The 13969-nt window shown below is 49.9% G+C and carries 16 protein-coding genes; 6 read left to right on the forward strand and 10 right to left on the reverse strand.

Features of this window, described 5'->3' with window-relative positions:
- Positions 1–96: 96 nt before the first annotated feature.
- The 4 genes from ACZYR9_RS15210 to pepF all read right to left on the reverse strand — a co-directional run bounded on the left by ACZYR9_RS15210 (position 97) and on the right by pepF (position 6442).
- Positions 97–2610, reverse strand: coding sequence for a beta-propeller domain-containing protein (locus ACZYR9_RS15210; protein WP_488979335.1), 2514 nt, complete (start codon positions 2608–2610; stop codon positions 97–99).
- A gap of 119 nt (positions 2611–2729) precedes the next feature.
- A complete protein-coding gene (locus tag ACZYR9_RS15215; protein WP_488979336.1) occupies positions 2730–4070 on the reverse strand; it encodes a sensor domain-containing diguanylate cyclase in 1341 nt (446 codons plus the stop codon).
- A gap of 137 nt (positions 4071–4207) precedes the next feature.
- Positions 4208–4564, reverse strand: coding sequence for a LapA family protein (locus ACZYR9_RS15220; protein ID WP_488979337.1), 357 nt, complete (start codon positions 4562–4564; stop codon positions 4208–4210).
- A gap of 87 nt (positions 4565–4651) precedes the next feature.
- Positions 4652–6442: an oligoendopeptidase F gene (gene pepF / locus ACZYR9_RS15225; protein WP_488979338.1), complete on the reverse strand. Its 1791-nt coding sequence runs from the start codon at positions 6440–6442 to the stop codon at positions 4652–4654.
- A 28-nt stretch (positions 6443–6470) separates the two neighbouring features.
- Between pepF and ACZYR9_RS15230 the strand changes: the two genes are divergently transcribed.
- On the forward strand, positions 6471–6608 hold the full coding sequence (locus ACZYR9_RS15230; protein WP_488979339.1) for a hypothetical protein: 138 nt from the start codon (positions 6471–6473) through the stop codon (positions 6606–6608).
- A gap of 61 nt (positions 6609–6669) precedes the next feature.
- On the opposite strand, the gene ACZYR9_RS15235 is transcribed toward ACZYR9_RS15230, so the two are convergent.
- Positions 6670–6861 carry a hypothetical protein gene (locus ACZYR9_RS15235; RefSeq protein ID WP_488979340.1) on the reverse strand — a complete coding sequence of 64 codons (192 nt, stop codon included), beginning with the start codon at positions 6859–6861 and terminating at the stop codon, positions 6670–6672.
- A gap of 93 nt (positions 6862–6954) precedes the next feature.
- Between ACZYR9_RS15235 and ACZYR9_RS15240 the strand changes: the two genes are divergently transcribed.
- Genes ACZYR9_RS15240 through ACZYR9_RS15250 form a run of 3 tightly spaced genes read left to right on the forward strand, consistent with a single transcriptional unit; the run spans position 6955 to position 7946 of the window.
- Positions 6955–7128, forward strand: a complete 174-nt coding sequence (locus ACZYR9_RS15240) for a hypothetical protein (RefSeq protein ID WP_488979341.1) — start codon at positions 6955–6957, stop codon at positions 7126–7128.
- A 54-nt stretch (positions 7129–7182) separates the two neighbouring features.
- Positions 7183–7368 carry a hypothetical protein gene (locus ACZYR9_RS15245; RefSeq protein WP_488979342.1) on the forward strand — a complete coding sequence of 62 codons (186 nt, stop codon included), beginning with the start codon at positions 7183–7185 and terminating at the stop codon, positions 7366–7368.
- On the forward strand, positions 7365–7946 hold the full coding sequence (locus ACZYR9_RS15250) for a thiamine pyrophosphate-dependent enzyme (protein ID WP_488979343.1): 582 nt from the start codon (positions 7365–7367) through the stop codon (positions 7944–7946). Before ACZYR9_RS15245 ends, ACZYR9_RS15250 begins: the two co-directional genes overlap by 4 nt.
- Positions 7947–8028: 82 nt before the next feature.
- On the opposite strand, the gene ACZYR9_RS15255 is transcribed toward ACZYR9_RS15250, so the two are convergent.
- Together ACZYR9_RS15255 and ACZYR9_RS15260 are read right to left on the reverse strand one after the other, a co-directional pair.
- Positions 8029–8835 (reverse strand): TerC family protein, encoded by an 807-nt coding sequence (locus ACZYR9_RS15255; protein ID WP_488979344.1) that lies wholly within the window; start codon positions 8833–8835, stop codon positions 8029–8031.
- A gap of 284 nt (positions 8836–9119) precedes the next feature.
- The gene (locus tag ACZYR9_RS15260; protein WP_488979345.1) at positions 9120–9353 is read right to left on the reverse strand and encodes a hypothetical protein; all 234 of its coding nucleotides are present in this window, start codon (positions 9351–9353) and stop codon (positions 9120–9122) included.
- Between the two features lie 107 nt (positions 9354–9460).
- Here ACZYR9_RS15260 and ACZYR9_RS15265 point away from each other — a divergent pair, with 107 nt between their 5' ends.
- A complete protein-coding gene (locus ACZYR9_RS15265; protein WP_488979346.1) occupies positions 9461–10003 on the forward strand; it encodes a methyltransferase domain-containing protein in 543 nt (180 codons plus the stop codon).
- Positions 10004–10061: 58 nt separating this feature from the next.
- Complete coding sequence (gene cspD, locus ACZYR9_RS15270; RefSeq protein ID WP_488979347.1) at positions 10062–10259, forward strand: cold-shock protein CspD; 198 nt, start codon at positions 10062–10064, stop codon at positions 10257–10259.
- Between the two features lie 327 nt (positions 10260–10586).
- Here the strand turns inward: cspD and ACZYR9_RS15275 are convergent, their stop codons facing one another.
- The 3 genes from ACZYR9_RS15275 to ACZYR9_RS15285 all read right to left on the reverse strand — a co-directional run bounded on the left by ACZYR9_RS15275 (position 10587) and on the right by ACZYR9_RS15285 (position 13929).
- Positions 10587–11255 carry a nitroreductase family protein gene (locus tag ACZYR9_RS15275; protein ID WP_488979348.1) on the reverse strand — a complete coding sequence of 223 codons (669 nt, stop codon included), beginning with the start codon at positions 11253–11255 and terminating at the stop codon, positions 10587–10589.
- A 119-nt stretch (positions 11256–11374) separates the two neighbouring features.
- Entirely contained in the window at positions 11375–12568 is a 1194-nt protein-coding gene (locus ACZYR9_RS15280; protein ID WP_488979349.1) for an MFS transporter, read from the reverse strand.
- A complete protein-coding gene (locus tag ACZYR9_RS15285; protein WP_488979350.1) occupies positions 12565–13929 on the reverse strand; it encodes an MATE family efflux transporter in 1365 nt (454 codons plus the stop codon). The genes ACZYR9_RS15280 and ACZYR9_RS15285 overlap by 4 nt, the downstream gene beginning before the upstream one ends.
- Between the last annotated feature and the right edge of the window lie 40 nt (positions 13930–13969).

Below are 13969 nucleotides of genomic sequence, written 5' to 3' on the forward strand. Positions count from 1 at the left end.
CGGCAATGATGGCGTTGACCATAAAATTCGGCAGACCTCCATGTTGGATTTGACTCTAGTCATTGTACCCGAAGGCCAAGCCGTTGCCAAGTCATGTTACGGGCGCGGCGTCCATGGAGGAAGCCTGAGCGAGCCGATTTCGGTTAATGTGCTCAGATCGTTTGCCTTCAGCATGTCGGGTGAAGCGGTATACAGTGTATCTTCGATATAGAGCAGGCGTTCGATGTTCCGGTCGCTTCCGTACCATTCGCGCCCGGCCTTTTGCAGGTCTTCATCGCTCAAATGAGTAATCCTGCCCCGGAGCTGGAAGCCTTTTTGCAGATCAAGCCCGTAGACGTAAGCGCCCTGGAACGTGAACTCGCCGTAGGTTGTCGCATCGGCGGGATAGCCTGCGGAGGACTTGTCTTTGACCTCCATCACCGTTACCGGAAAAGCAAGCAGGCTTTTCTCTTTGGAGAACAGGAGTGCTTTATGATTGTTCAGAAGCTCCGAATGCGTGCCCCGGTCGCCGATCGATTCCTTGAACAGTTCTTTCGGATTGGCGACATCCGAAACGTCAAACAGGGCCAGCTTCATGCCTTGATAGTACGCTGTGGGACCGCCTGCGAAACCGGCTCCGTTCTTGTTGTTCACTTCTACGGCATCCTTGCCGAAGCCGATGATATGGTTTTCATCATAAGGGTGCAAATAATCGCTGTAGCCCGGTATCTTGAGCTGCCCCAGCACCTTGGGGGCTTGAGGATCCTTCAAATCGATCACGAACAGGGGATCGACATTTTTGAAGGTCACCATATAAGCTCGGTCACCAACATAACGTACGGAGTAAATACGCTCTCCCGGCGCCAAGTCTTCGACTTTGCCTACGACATTCATGGTATCGTTTAGAACATAGATATTGTTTTTGGAGGTAAATTCATCATCGCGCCACATATCGCCTTTGGTGGTTGCGATGCGGAAGTAACCTTCGTGTTCATCCATGGAAAATTGGTTTAGCGGATGCCCGGGAACTTTACCCCGTCCGGTATACTGTACCGTTCCGTCTTTCATGCCGAATTTATAAATGACACTGCTCATTTCGGTCGGTTCCGGCCGAACCGGCATGATATCCAATCCGATTTCAGGAACAGCTGTTGAAGGTGCGGCAGGTACTGCTGGTACTGCGCTAACAGGTTCGTACTCATTCACAGTAACATAAAGGTTGTTTTGCGATGCATATACATTTTGGCCTGACCCGAGATAACTGGTTACCTGCATCTTTTGCTCCGGTTTATTCAGGCTTAGTCCGCCGACAAGCAAATAGTTCGGTTCTACCGCATTTGGAAAATAACGAATATCCTCGTAGCCGATAGTGATAAACGCATTCCCGGCGGCAGAGTCACGGTAGGCTGGTGTAGAAAGAGTCTCCAGCTTCTCCGCAGGGCTGATTTGGTCGCTCATAAGCCAAAGCCTATTCATCCACTTATTTGTAACGATGTAAAGCGCATCGCCGATTTTGCGCGATGAAAGATAATTTCCTTCGAGCTCCGTTTCTCTGACAGGCTTCATGTCGGTACGGTCGCCCAGCTCATATACGATCGTCTTGGTGGTAGAACGCTCCGGTCCGGGCCAAATCATCATTTTCCGTCCCACAGGTTCAGGTGCAGGTATCATCCTGATACTGCCGGCCATTGGAGCTTCCACCGCCGGACTGCTGACTTGGGCAGAGGGATCACTCATCGCCGGAGCGGCCGAATCGTACGGCTGTATTTTATCGTACAGCGGATAATGGGTATTGCCGATGACCACGAGATGCTTGTCATCTACATAAATTTCCTGCGGGTAAAAGTGAGGATCAGCCCAGTAGACCGTACTGACGACGCTCATATTCTCGGCGGGATATGCCTGCGATACGATCACCCGGTCGCGGTTTACCTGATAAATGTATTTGCCGTCCGTTTTGATGATATCCGCCTCATCCACACCCTCCACTTGAACATTCGTGCCGGAATAGGAGGAGCCGGCAGAAGCGGCTGGAGCGGCAGCGGCTGATTCCCTAGCCGCACCTGCGGCGGAGGAGGTTGAGGCTGCTTGATCCTTAGCCATAAAGCGCATTCCGCCGTTCACCGCAGCGGAATCCTTCAACAGCTCCTCCAAGCGTTCGATTGACCCCACCGTGGGCAGGCTTTTGTCCGCATCCACGATGTCTACCAATCGGTTGGCTCCGTCCCAATATACATAAAAATCGAATGATTCGCTGAAAAAACGGAGAGGTACGAGCATATGGCCGTTATCCGACGACGTTGCTGCAGTCAGCGTTACGGGTGTGCTGCCTCGATAAGCTTGTTCGCTATCCAGGGTCAGCGTGATGTTTCGTTCTCCTTTACTCGCCATAGCCGTCCGTTCGCTCTGGTTCCACTGAACGGTCACCCCCAGCGCTTCCGAAATCTCGCGCAGCGGCACCATCAAGGTGTTTTGAGTCAAACGGGGCAGGGTCGACAACCGGATTGGCTCTCCGTTCAAGCTTAGCTGAACCTCTGAACCGGTCTCGGCCTGCATGGTCTGAACCGGAACGCTCGACGCAAGCAGCGTGAGCGCCAGCATGCAGGAAAGCATCATTGTTCTTCTCACCATTGTTCCCCCCATGAGTTATGTAACCCCTTATTGGATTTCAAACCTACTGACGCAGTGAGAGCACAATTTGTTTCATAAAAAAAAGCCCTTTTCTTCAGGAAGAAAAGGGTGCGCTGCGCTTAGGCTGTTGCATAGGCTTTGACACGGTTTCGGCCGTCTTTTTTCGCCTGGTACAATGCCTTATCCGCATGCAGTAGAAGCTCGTGACGGGTCATTTCCAGATTAGGCACGATGGTGGCTGTTCCCAAGCTGGCTGTAACCACGGGGGATACAATCGATTGCTTATGAGGTATGGACAGCCTTTCGACTTCTCTGCGCAATTGCTCGGCTATCCTCTGTGCCACGCTTACATCCGTAGCGGGAAGAACGATGACGAATTCTTCACCGCCGTATCGGGCAATGATATCCTCGGGCCGCCTGACTGCTCCGCGCAGCGCGTTGGCTACCTGCTGCAGACAAAGATCCCCCTCTTGATGCCCATAGGTATCGTTAAACTTTTTGAAATCGTCGATATCGACTAATATAACGGTTAACGGAGTGGAGTAACGAAGGGCCTGACGCCATTCCATAGCGTAGCATTCATCGAAACTCCTGCGGTTGGCTACTCCGGTTAATGCATCGATGGTGGAGATTCTTTGCAGCATTTCGTTGGTTTGCAGCAGCTGATGCTCCAATTTTTTTCTGGCTGAGATGTCGCGGGAGGTGCAAAGCGCTTCCTTGAAGTCCCCGTTGTCGCTTCGCAGGATGCTTCCCGTGGTTTCGAACCAAACATAGCTGCCGTCCTTGCGGCGTAAACGGTACGAAGTAAGGATGAGATCGGAGCTGCCAATAAAATCTTTTTGCGTTTTGAGAATGTCTTCCATATCCTCCGGGTGTAACAGCTGGTAAGCCATGGTCCCAATGAGCTCCTCGGGTTCATAACCGAGAAGCTTGCGGCAAGCGGGAGAGACGTACAGGAATCTGCCCGAACTGTCGTGCTTTGAAATCATGTCGGTGGAATGATCGGCGATGCTCCGGTACATATGTTCGCTTTTGCGTAAGGCGTCCCAAGCCTGTCTATCTGCGTCCTCCTTGCGCTTGCGTTCGGTCACATCCTGAACCTGCTTGAAATAAAAGGGCTGGATGCGGTTGGCTTGTCTTATTTGAGATAAACTGACGCAAGCCCATAAGGTTTCACCGCTTCGATGGATATATCGGATTTCACGCTGAGTCAGCGAAGGATTGATGGTCGGCTCGTCCGACATGAACGAATAAAGGAGGTTGAAGTCATCGGGGTGTACCACCGATTTCCAGTGCTTACCTGATAACTCTTGATCCGTATATCCAAGAAGGGAACAAAATGAAGGATTCACATATATAAAAAAGCCATCGGCGGATATGAGAGCCAAGCTTAGAGCCGTTTGGTGAAATGAGCTGGCTAATACATCTTTTTCCTGAGTCTCCGTCCATTGAAAATCCATGATGACGGCATCCTTCCTTCATGGTGTAGGACTTTCGTCCTGCTAATATTACTATATTAATGAATGCCGTCTTCCAGTTCAATGAGGAATACTGAAAAAAACTCATTTTCCTATTTAATTGACTAAAACTTTACTTTTTACGGTCTAGGATCTTCAGAATGAGGCGGAAGGGGTTCCTTCCCAAGAGCAGCCTCGCCATTCCCCGGGGATAAGGATAGGTCCTCTACCTCCCCCTGGGCTTGTCCGTTCGCTGCTTCTGCAAGCCGCTTCTCCAGCAGCTTGACTGTCCGCTGCAGCTTGAATTGTCTCATGATTCCGATAAAAAAAACAATGAGTCCCCCGAGAAGGGTGGAACCGATAATGACCAGGATGAGGGGAATATCCGTTTGTGTGAATAAAAAATTAACTTGAACCGGTTCTACGTTAATCACCGCAAATATGGCGGTAATCAAGGCGAAAATGAGTGTGAATATGAGAAACCACTGAGCTTTCATAGTCCATCTCCTTTACATGAATGTCATCATGCTCCTGTTAAAAAGGCTGAGCCGGGAGGGCACCGGTCTCAGCCTTTGGATGCATGGTTATTTCGCCAGCGCCTCCATTTGCTCGAGCAGCTCTTTGAACACGCTCATGGCTTGCTTAATTGGCTCCGGAGACGACATATCCACGCCGGCGCGTTTTAGAATGTTGATCGAATAGTCGCTGCCTCCGCTTTTCAAAAAGCCGAGGTAACGCTGCACCGCAGGCTCGCCTTCCTCAAGAATTTGCTTGGCAAAGCTGGTTGCTGCGGAAAATCCGGTAGCGTATTTATACACATAGAAGCTGTTGTAGAAATGCGGGATCCGAGCCCACTCCATTTCGATATCCCGGTCTACAACCATGTCTTTTCCATAGTACAGTACATTCAGATCGTAGTAAATTTGGCTGAGAAGCTGAGGCGTCAAAGACTCGCCCTGCTCCGCTTTTTCGTGAATGATTTTCTCGAACTCGGCAAACATCGTCTGACGGAAGACGGTCGTTCGGAATTGGTCCATATAGTAAGTAAGAAGGTACATCTTTTCCTTTTTATCCGTCGACTTATTCAGCATATGATCCATCAGCAGCGCTTCGTTAAGCGTAGAGGCGACCTCGGCCAGGAAAATCGTATACTGCGCGTAACGGTAAGGCTGATTGGCGTCGGATAAATAGGAATGCAGCGCGTGTCCCATTTCATGCGTCAGCGTAAACATGCTGTTCAGGTTGTCTTTATGATTCAGCAGCACGTAGGGATGGGTTCCGTAAGCTCCCCAGCTGTAGGCGCCGTTGCGCTTGCCTTCATTCTCGTAAATATCGATCCAGCGGTTTTCGAAGCCTTCCTGCAGAACATTCAGGTAATCGTCGCCGAGAGGCTTCAGGCTTTCTTTGACCATTTGAGCGGCTTCTTGATATGTAATTTCCATTTTGTACTCATCGACAAGCGGAGCGAACAGATCGTACATGTGCAATTCGTCCACCTTCAGCAGCTTTCTGCGCAGCTCCATGTAGCGGTGCATCAGCGGCAGCGAGTCGTGGATGGCATCGATCAGGTTCGTATAGACTTCCTTATCGATGTTGTCGCCGAACAAAGACATTTCCAGCGCGGAAGGGTATTTGCGCGCCCTCGCATAAAAAATATTTTTGGTCACGTTCGCAGCCAACGTAGCGGCAATGGTATTTTTCTGCTTGGCGTAGGTGGAATACATCGCTTCAAATGCCTGCTTGCGGACCTTGCGGTCTTTGCTTTCCAGAAACTGGATGTATCTTCCGTGCGTCAGCTCGATTTCTTCGCCCTGCTCATCCTCAACCTTGGGGAATTTCAAGTCGGCGTTATTCAGCATGCCGAAGATGGTTCCCGGAGCCTGGGAGAGATTTCCTACTTGGGCCAGCAGCGCTTCCTCGGATTTACTTAGCACGTGCTGCTTTTGCCGGATCATTTCCTCCAGCGTGCGCTTATAAAAGGAAAGCTCCGGATTGTTGACAAGCTTATGCAGCTGATCGTCCGACAGGCTCAAAATTTCCGGGGAAATAAACGACATCGCTTCATTGGCTTCAACACTTAATTTTTTGGATTTATCGGATAAGGCCTGATATGCAGGATCCGCCATATCTTCATGGTGCTTCATGTTGGCGTAAACATACAGCCGTTCGGTATGTATCGATATTTGGTCCTCGAGCTCGAAGCATTTTTTGATCGCAGCCGGGTCGTTAAGCTTACCTTCAAAGCGGCCGATTTCTTTCAGGTCACTCTTCACCATTTGGTATTCCTTATCCCAGGCCTGTTGGTTTGGAAAAAGATCTTCCAGGTTCCAGCGATGTTCCGGAGCTACGTCTTTACGCTTTAGCAATTGATTCATGGGGGCCCTCCTTGTCAAATGATATGGTTTGGCTGCCGCATCGGTTGGCATCACAGGTGCGCTCAGCAAGCTGGTCAACAGCATACCGCACAGCAGCAAAGGTATGGTTCGCAAATCCGCTCACGCTCCATGGAAAATAGGGGTCGGTCTGGAAAGCATTCCTTAGTATGACCGGAGCGAGGCTTAAATATTAGTATATGAAAATCATGGAAGGAAGTCCATTTCCTCTATGCGGTGCTGGCAAAAAAACTGAATATCATCAGCACGAAGGAAAAGGTCACCAGCACCAGCGCGATGATCGCCAGAGGGCGTTTGACTCCGGCAGGCAGCGTATCTCTTTTCATGATTAATACGAGCGCCAGGGAGAAGGACAAGATCATAAATGTAACAACGGATGCCGCATTGCTCAACAAAATCACCTCTTGCTATGTAGTTTCGCCGCAAAGGCGGAAATTCCTGCGAGCTTTTTGGGCAACATATACCCGAAATCAAGCAAGAAGGAGATCTAGCTGATGTCTACAGTGATAATGAAAACCGCAGAACCTCCCGTGAATTCGGGATCGTCTTTAGTAAAAACCGAATATACCGTATCCCGATATATACTGGAGCAGCTTAAAGCCTGGGAGGTAAAGCGTATTTACGGGGTGATCGGCGATACTAATTTAGGTTTATTGGATGAACTGTGAAAACAGAACGTCATCCGATATATTCCTTGCCGTCATGAGGGCAGCGCCGGGCTGATGGCATCCGTTCAGATCGACATCCGGCGCGAGGCAATTGGCATAGGGCACCCTCTCCATAAGGGGATTGTCGGAGATATCAGTCAGATTGTTCCGAAATTGGACCGGCTGGTTTCTGCGGGCTCGAGTCATCGTATGGCCTGGAATAGCCGTATCGTGAAGTATGCGGGAATTGGAAGCGGGTGATTGAAGCGGAAGCGAGGGAGGACGGAAGTCCGGTTCCGCCTCAGCGGATTATCAAGATCATTGCGGAGCAAGCGGCAAAGGACGCGATTTTGGCCGTAGATACCGGAGATCATACGCTTTGGTTCAACCGCGTTTTTCAGGCCAAACCGATGCAGGATGTTCTGATTTCCGGCCGTTGGCGAACGTTGGGATTTGCTCTCCCGGCCGCCATCGCGGCGAAGCTGACCCAACCTAACCGCCAGGTGATCGCTATTGCCGGGGACGGCGGGGCCGTTCAGACGATGATGGAATTTCAGACTGCTGTAGAACAGCAGCTGCCGATCGTTCTGGTTGTCATGAACAATGGCGCGTACGGCATGGAGAAACACCGGATGGAACAGTCCGGCATGAACTCTACGGGCAGCACCATTGGGAATCCGGATTTTGCCATGATGGCAGAAGGGTGCGGAGGGACGGGGTACCGTGCGGCGAACGGTACGGAGTTCGAGTCATGCTTACGTCAGGCCTTATCCGGCCAAAAGCCCGCTCTCATTGAGGTGAATACGGCTTGCCTTCCTGTCCCTCATACCCAAATTTGACATGCAGTAGACCGACCGGTTCATTTTACAAAAAAATAACCCGGCGTGGATCTCATTTGATCCAGTCGGGTTATTTTGTCGGTCAGCCCTCCGATTTGGCGACTTTCACCAAAACGATTCGCCCTTTATCGTCGACTTTTGCCTCAAAGCTGTCATTTGCTTGGATTTGCGCTTTTTTTTCAATGCTTTCCGGAATGGTCAGTTGACCTTGTTCATTAATGGACATGAAGTTCTTCGACATCTTCTTCAAGTAACCTGCGAGAACTACTCCGATCACGACAACGGAGATCAGCACCCATTTCATAACAGGGTTTTCTTCGAACCAGCCTTTGACGAACGGGTCTCCTGTCAGCATGGAGCCTGCTGTGTACGCAAGAACCGCGGCACCGATGGTAATAATGATCGGGAATCTTTCAACCAATCGGATAAACAGCGTACTTCCCCAAACCATGATCGGTATACTGATGATCAGACCGATGACAACCAGATCAAAGCTTCCGTGAGCCGCGCCGGCTACTGCAATAACGTTGTCGAAGCCCATAACCGCATCGGCGATAATGATGGTTCTGATCGCCGGCCAAAGCTGTGGCTTCGCTTCGATATTATGATCCTTTTCATCTACAAGCAGCTTATACGCAATCCATATCAGCAGTATGCCTCCGATGAGTAAGAGGAAAGGCAGCTGCAGCAGCCAAACGACGGCTAATGTAGCGGCGATCCGTATGACAACCGCACCTACGGTTCCCCAAATGATCGCTTTCTTCTGATGCTCTCTCGGCAGATTCCGGGCGGCCAACGCGATAACGATAGCATTGTCCCCTGCGAGCACCAAATCGATCAAAATGATGTTAAACAATTTGATCAGATAATCCGCTGTTAAAAAGTCCATTCCAAGCACCACTCCTTCGTCCTATAGTGTTACACAAAAATGACCTCTACCGATACGGTAAAGGTCTTTTCAACCAAAAAAGACCCTTACCGCGATAGGCAAAGGTCTTGCTAACAACGTTTCGTTGCCAATAAAGCCGGGGTTTATTCAAAACCCGAACTGACGACTTTATTGTGACAGCTACTCCCCTTTGGAGGACATCCTTATGTAATTGCCCTCATTATAACGAGTGGACGAGTTGCAAGTCAAGCCTAATTTTGTCGGTTTCATGTCGTAATATGGAATTATATTTGACGGAAGGCTTCAATCATAGCGTCATATTCTTCTTCCGTTCCTTCAAAACGGTCTTTGGGGAAGCGCTCGTGCACCCAATGCATCATCTCAGGCCGGCTAAGGAACGTATGGCATTCTTCCCCCCACTCCTCGGAGATCTCACGCAGGATCAGCTGTTTCCCATTCACCTCGACTGTCAGCATATTCCACTTGTCTTTTTTGTAAATCGTGTGTTTTTTAATCATAACCAAAAGCTCCGTTCTATTATTATAAATTTGATTACCTTCTATGCGCGAAATCATACCTTAGCTGCAAGAGAAAATCAAGGGAAAGAAAACGGTGACGCTCAGTTATGAAGCCCGAGCAGCTGCATGAACACGGGATGAAGGAAATTCAGACGTCTACGGAAAAGCTTTCCAAGCTGGAGCATCGGTGGGACTGGACATATTACGGCAATATCCAAAATCATAAAGCCATGCGTGAAGCCTCTCTGGAAAAGTTTATTCGCCACTATAAGTCGGCTTATGGTTCGAATGACTATATCACAGCAGTTTTACCCCGGCTGCCGTTGGCAGACGATTCCTTCGGACTTTTGCTTTGCAGCCATTTTTTGTTTTTATATCATGAGCAGTTCAATTATGCTTTCCATCTTCAGGCGATAAAAGAATTGATCCGCGTCTGCCGTCGCGGTGGTGAGGTGCGGTTATCTCCGGTAGTAACACTGGAATGGGATCCGTATCCATCTCTTGAACGGCTTGTGAAAGAGCTTCACGGGGAGGGGCATGGGGCGGTCTTAATGCCTTCAAGGCTGCTGTTTATTCCTGGTTCCAGCCTGTTGTTGCACATACAAAAAAAGGCAATGAATAATGATCAACGTGTTGATTTATCCTTATAAGGGTGCTATAATTTAACCATTCGCCCTTGATGGCGATACATCTAGGAGGTTGTTTTCATTGAAAGGTACAGTAAAATGGTTTAACGCAGAAAAAGGCTACGGATTCATTCAAGTAGAAGGCGGCGACGATGTATTCGTTCACTTCTCCGCAATCCAAGGCGATGGCTTCAAAACTTTGGAAGAAGGCCAATCTGTTGAATTCGAAATCGTTGAAGGAAACCGTGGTCCTCAAGCGGCTAACGTTACAAAGCTGTAAGCTAAAACTAACTATAAAAACCCTTTACGGGTTAGCATGATATAATGTTTCTATGGAAATCAATTGACTGACTTCTAGTATGAGCTTCTTGATTTCGCAAGAAAACGACCGCTGCTTTGCGGTGGCTCCTTTCATGTGTAGGTAGTTTTCTTATAGGTTAGCGCCACAACAACAAGCCGAACAGAGCGGTTCTTGGACTTCATTCCAAGAACCGCTCTTTTGCTATGTTTTTTACCCCTAATGAGGGGAAGTACCCAAAAAGGTTCCTGGAATGAAGGTATTCCAGGAACCTTTTTTAGGTGAACGGCAGGGCTGCCGCTTGGTTGTTTACTCCACAATGCGAAGAATATCGTCAATTTCTTTACGCGCAAGCCGGGCAGGACGTTCAGCAGGATGCCCAAGCGCGATAACCATATTGATTTGGCACTCCGGACGAATGTCCAGGTATGCGCGCAGCTGTTCCCCCGCAAGCAGTACCGGGCCTGTCATCGGGCAGGTAGCCAGCCCGCGGGCATGTGCGGCGAGCATCAGGTTTTGTGCGGCCAGACAGCTGCTCTTAATCCCTTCTTCTTCCCATACCGCGTCATCAACCAACTGTACCGGGTCGAAAATCCGCTCGCGGAACTTGGAATTGTAAGGCGTAGCCAAGCAGATGATCAATACCGGAGCATCCGAGAATGCGGTAGCATAAGGTCCGAAGGACTTGCTCAGCAGACGCGCTTCTTTGGAGAGTCCCCGTTGTTCGGCTTCCGCGGCTTTGAGATGCAGCTGCTCCCAAGTCAGCCGTTCGATTTCTTTAATTTTATCCCGATTCATGATGGCGATGAATTCCCAGGTTTGCGAATTCGTATCGCTCGGCGCGTATCTGGCACAATCGATGATTTCACGAATATCCTCAATTGAAACGGATTGCTCGGTATATTTGCGAATGCTGCGGCGATCCAGCAAGATTGATTTGAAATCCTGGTATGGCAGTGTCATGATGTCGTCAGTCATGTTCGGTTCATCCTCTCCGTATGGTCAAGCCCTGAGCTTATTTCTTAGTACTTGGTGCTAAAATTTACCCCTTATTATACCGTCGGTCTCAGGAAAAGACAACTTCGGCCCGCCCTTCATCAGGAAGGGCCCTGCTCCAAATCTTGAAGGGACGTTCGGCCTCTGGTTCCAAGATGAAGGCCCAGAAAACCCAGCATGGCGGCAAAAGCCAATGCCGATGCCAATCCGTACATAGCGTGCGGTCCCCAGGAGTTGAAGACGGTGCCGCCCAAAGCCCCGCTAATCAAACCGGCCAGTCCGGACCATGTCATGGCGAACAACGCCTGGCCGCTGGCACGAAACTGGTCGGGCACGACATTTTGAATATAGCGGATAACGGTGAACAGGAAGATCCCAAAGGAGATGGAGTGCAGGAATTGAATGACAATAACCAACAGCGGGTTGTCGACAACGCTCATCAAAAAAAAGCGGACCACATAGACCAGGCAGCAAATGACGAGCAGGGGCAGCTCCTTGTATTTATGTCCATGCTTGCTAAGCCAGAAGAAAATGGGAATTTCGCTCACGGCCGAAGCCATCCAAGACCATCCGACGATCGTTTGATCAGCGCCAAGCCGCTGAAGATAGAGGGCCAAAAAGCCGTCATTCATCCGGTGGGCCACGGAGACTACCAGTACCGTGAGCAAGAACGCAAGAAACGACCGTGAGGTAATAATCGGCATCAGTCCGGAGAAATCCGGTTTCTTATAGCTTGCCTGACGGGCGTCCTTCAGCAGTAGGGATAGAAAGAGAGAGCAGCCGATCGTCGTCGTCAATAGTACAGCCGTAAGCTCAATGCCGAATTCCTTCAACAGCTTGCCGAAGACCAGCGCGGCGGCGGCAAAGCCGATGGAACCCCATACGCGGAAGGAAGCGTAGCTTTTGCCGGTGTTTTTGATAGTCAGCAGAATTTGGCTGTCGTTCAATGAGCTCATCGGGGATTGAAAAAAGAAAAAGATTCCCATCAGCACCATCAGCAGACCGAAGGCGTCGGTGCGGAAGATGAACGCCGCGGTTAGCCATTGTCCGATTAATATGACGATAACGATTTTTTTCACGGTTTGCCATCGGTCGCTCAACACGCCCCAAAACAGGTTGGACGCGATACCAAGCATCGGGCCGACGGAATACAGCAGTCCGATTTGGACCGTCGAGAATCCTTTGGATAAAAAGTAAAGCGGAAAATAGGATGTAATTACGGCAACCGTCGTATAAAAAGAAAAGGTAAAGCTGCAAAGCAATGCCGTATTTCCTTTGGTTAATCGTTCATTCATGCGTTTTCACTCAATTCTTTTCTGTTTCCTGCAGAAGAAAGCGGCGGTCCCGGAATTTTGCCTTCCACCCTGGCTGTCTCACGAATGACATACCAGACCACGGCAGCTTCTGCGGCAGTACCGAGAGACTGTGCCAAAGCGCCGATCATTCCGTTCCAGCCGGGACGAAACGCGATACACAGAAACAAAGCCGGCAAGGTTACGCACACGTTTGCAGCCTGAGACCAAACCATCACCTTCGTTTGGCTGCGCAGCATCAGCAGCCCGTTGCCGTAATCCAGCCAGGGAAAAACCAGAGTCATGATCATAAACACGCGAAGTGTGGAAAGACTGGCTTCCATCAACCTCTCGTTCACACCCATCACATGCTCCATGAACCAAGGACCGGCAGGAGTATAGGACAAAACGGCAATCAGCAGACTGGGAATGAGCGAGATCATCAGAGCGAAGCGAAGCACGGATCTGCGATCCTTCCGGTAAAAATTCAATACAAGCTGATGCACGTAAGAAAAAAAGCTTTGTACGAGCTGAGTTAAGCTGGCCGCGATGGCAAAGGCAGCAATGGACAGCTGAATATCCGTCGTTTTGCCGAGAAACGCATTGATGGCAGGTATCGAAATTACAGCAATAAACGACGAGTACATTAACGGCTTGTAGAATCCGAAAATTTGCGATGATGTCTCGATGGGATGCTCAGGCAGCTTCTCCGGGATGACTTTGCGAAGCAGTGCGCGGCCCTCCCAGAAGCTGACGGCTGCTTCAATCATCATCCCGGCAAGGAAGAGGATCGCCCCGACCGCAGCGCTCGTGACTCCGGTGTTAACAAAATACAGCGACAGTGAGTACATGCCGATCAAGCGGATGATCATTCCGATTGTAAGCCATTTTGTCCGCATGTTATAGATGATGATGCCGTGATATATGCAGCGGATGCCTGAAAAGATGCTGACGAACATCAATACCCGGTATACGTCAACCATCGGGGCGATCATGCTTTCCTCCGCTCCGAACAAATGCAAAAACACCCATGGACCGACAGGGGTGTAGCTGATGATGAGACCGATAAGAAAAACCGAGCCGAGAACATAAAAGCCCACGAGCGACATCGCCCGAAACGACTGTCTGTCGCGGACGAGGGCGGAGCAGGTCTGCCGCAGCAAAACGGCGGGCTTTTCGGTAATGCCCAGTATGCTCATGGGTAAAGCGTAAGCGGCAATGATCAGCTCCGGATGGGGAGCGCGTGCCAACGTACTATTGATAATCACATGAGAAATGGTTACCAAGCTTGCCGAAATTCCCAGCGGAAGGAAAAAGGCGAGCAGCTGCCGAAACGTGATGCGGGCTTGTTCCGATTCGATCATGGCGGGCCCCCTCTTTTCACATGTCAAACATTATACCATG

It is taken from the genome of Paenibacillus sp. F024, from assembly GCF_057814255.1.

Coding starts and splice junctions, on each gene's coding strand:
- ACZYR9_RS15260 (WP_488979345.1), bottom strand. CDS start 9,353: ATGATTAAAAAACACACGATTTACAAAAAAGACAAGTGGAATATGCTG.
- ACZYR9_RS15240 (WP_488979341.1), top strand. CDS start 6,955: ATGTCTACAGTGATAATGAAAACCGCAGAACCTCCCGTGAATTCGGGA.
- ACZYR9_RS15275 (WP_488979348.1), bottom strand. CDS start 11,255: ATGACTGACGACATCATGACACTGCCATACCAGGATTTCAAATCAATC.
- ACZYR9_RS15215 (WP_488979336.1), bottom strand. CDS start 4,070: ATGGATTTTCAATGGACGGAGACTCAGGAAAAAGATGTATTAGCCAGC.
- ACZYR9_RS15220 (WP_488979337.1), bottom strand. CDS start 4,564: ATGAAAGCTCAGTGGTTTCTCATATTCACACTCATTTTCGCCTTGATT.
- ACZYR9_RS15280 (WP_488979349.1), bottom strand. CDS start 12,568: ATGAATGAACGATTAACCAAAGGAAATACGGCATTGCTTTGCAGCTTT.
- ACZYR9_RS15285 (WP_488979350.1), bottom strand. CDS start 13,929: ATGATCGAATCGGAACAAGCCCGCATCACGTTTCGGCAGCTGCTCGCC.
- pepF (WP_488979338.1), bottom strand. CDS start 6,442: ATGAATCAATTGCTAAAGCGTAAAGACGTAGCTCCGGAACATCGCTGG.
- ACZYR9_RS15265 (WP_488979346.1), top strand. CDS start 9,461: ATGAAGCCCGAGCAGCTGCATGAACACGGGATGAAGGAAATTCAGACG.
- ACZYR9_RS15255 (WP_488979344.1), bottom strand. CDS start 8,835: ATGGACTTTTTAACAGCGGATTATCTGATCAAATTGTTTAACATCATT.
- ACZYR9_RS15245 (WP_488979342.1), top strand. CDS start 7,183: ATGGCATCCGTTCAGATCGACATCCGGCGCGAGGCAATTGGCATAGGG.
- ACZYR9_RS15210 (WP_488979335.1), bottom strand. CDS start 2,610: ATGGTGAGAAGAACAATGATGCTTTCCTGCATGCTGGCGCTCACGCTG.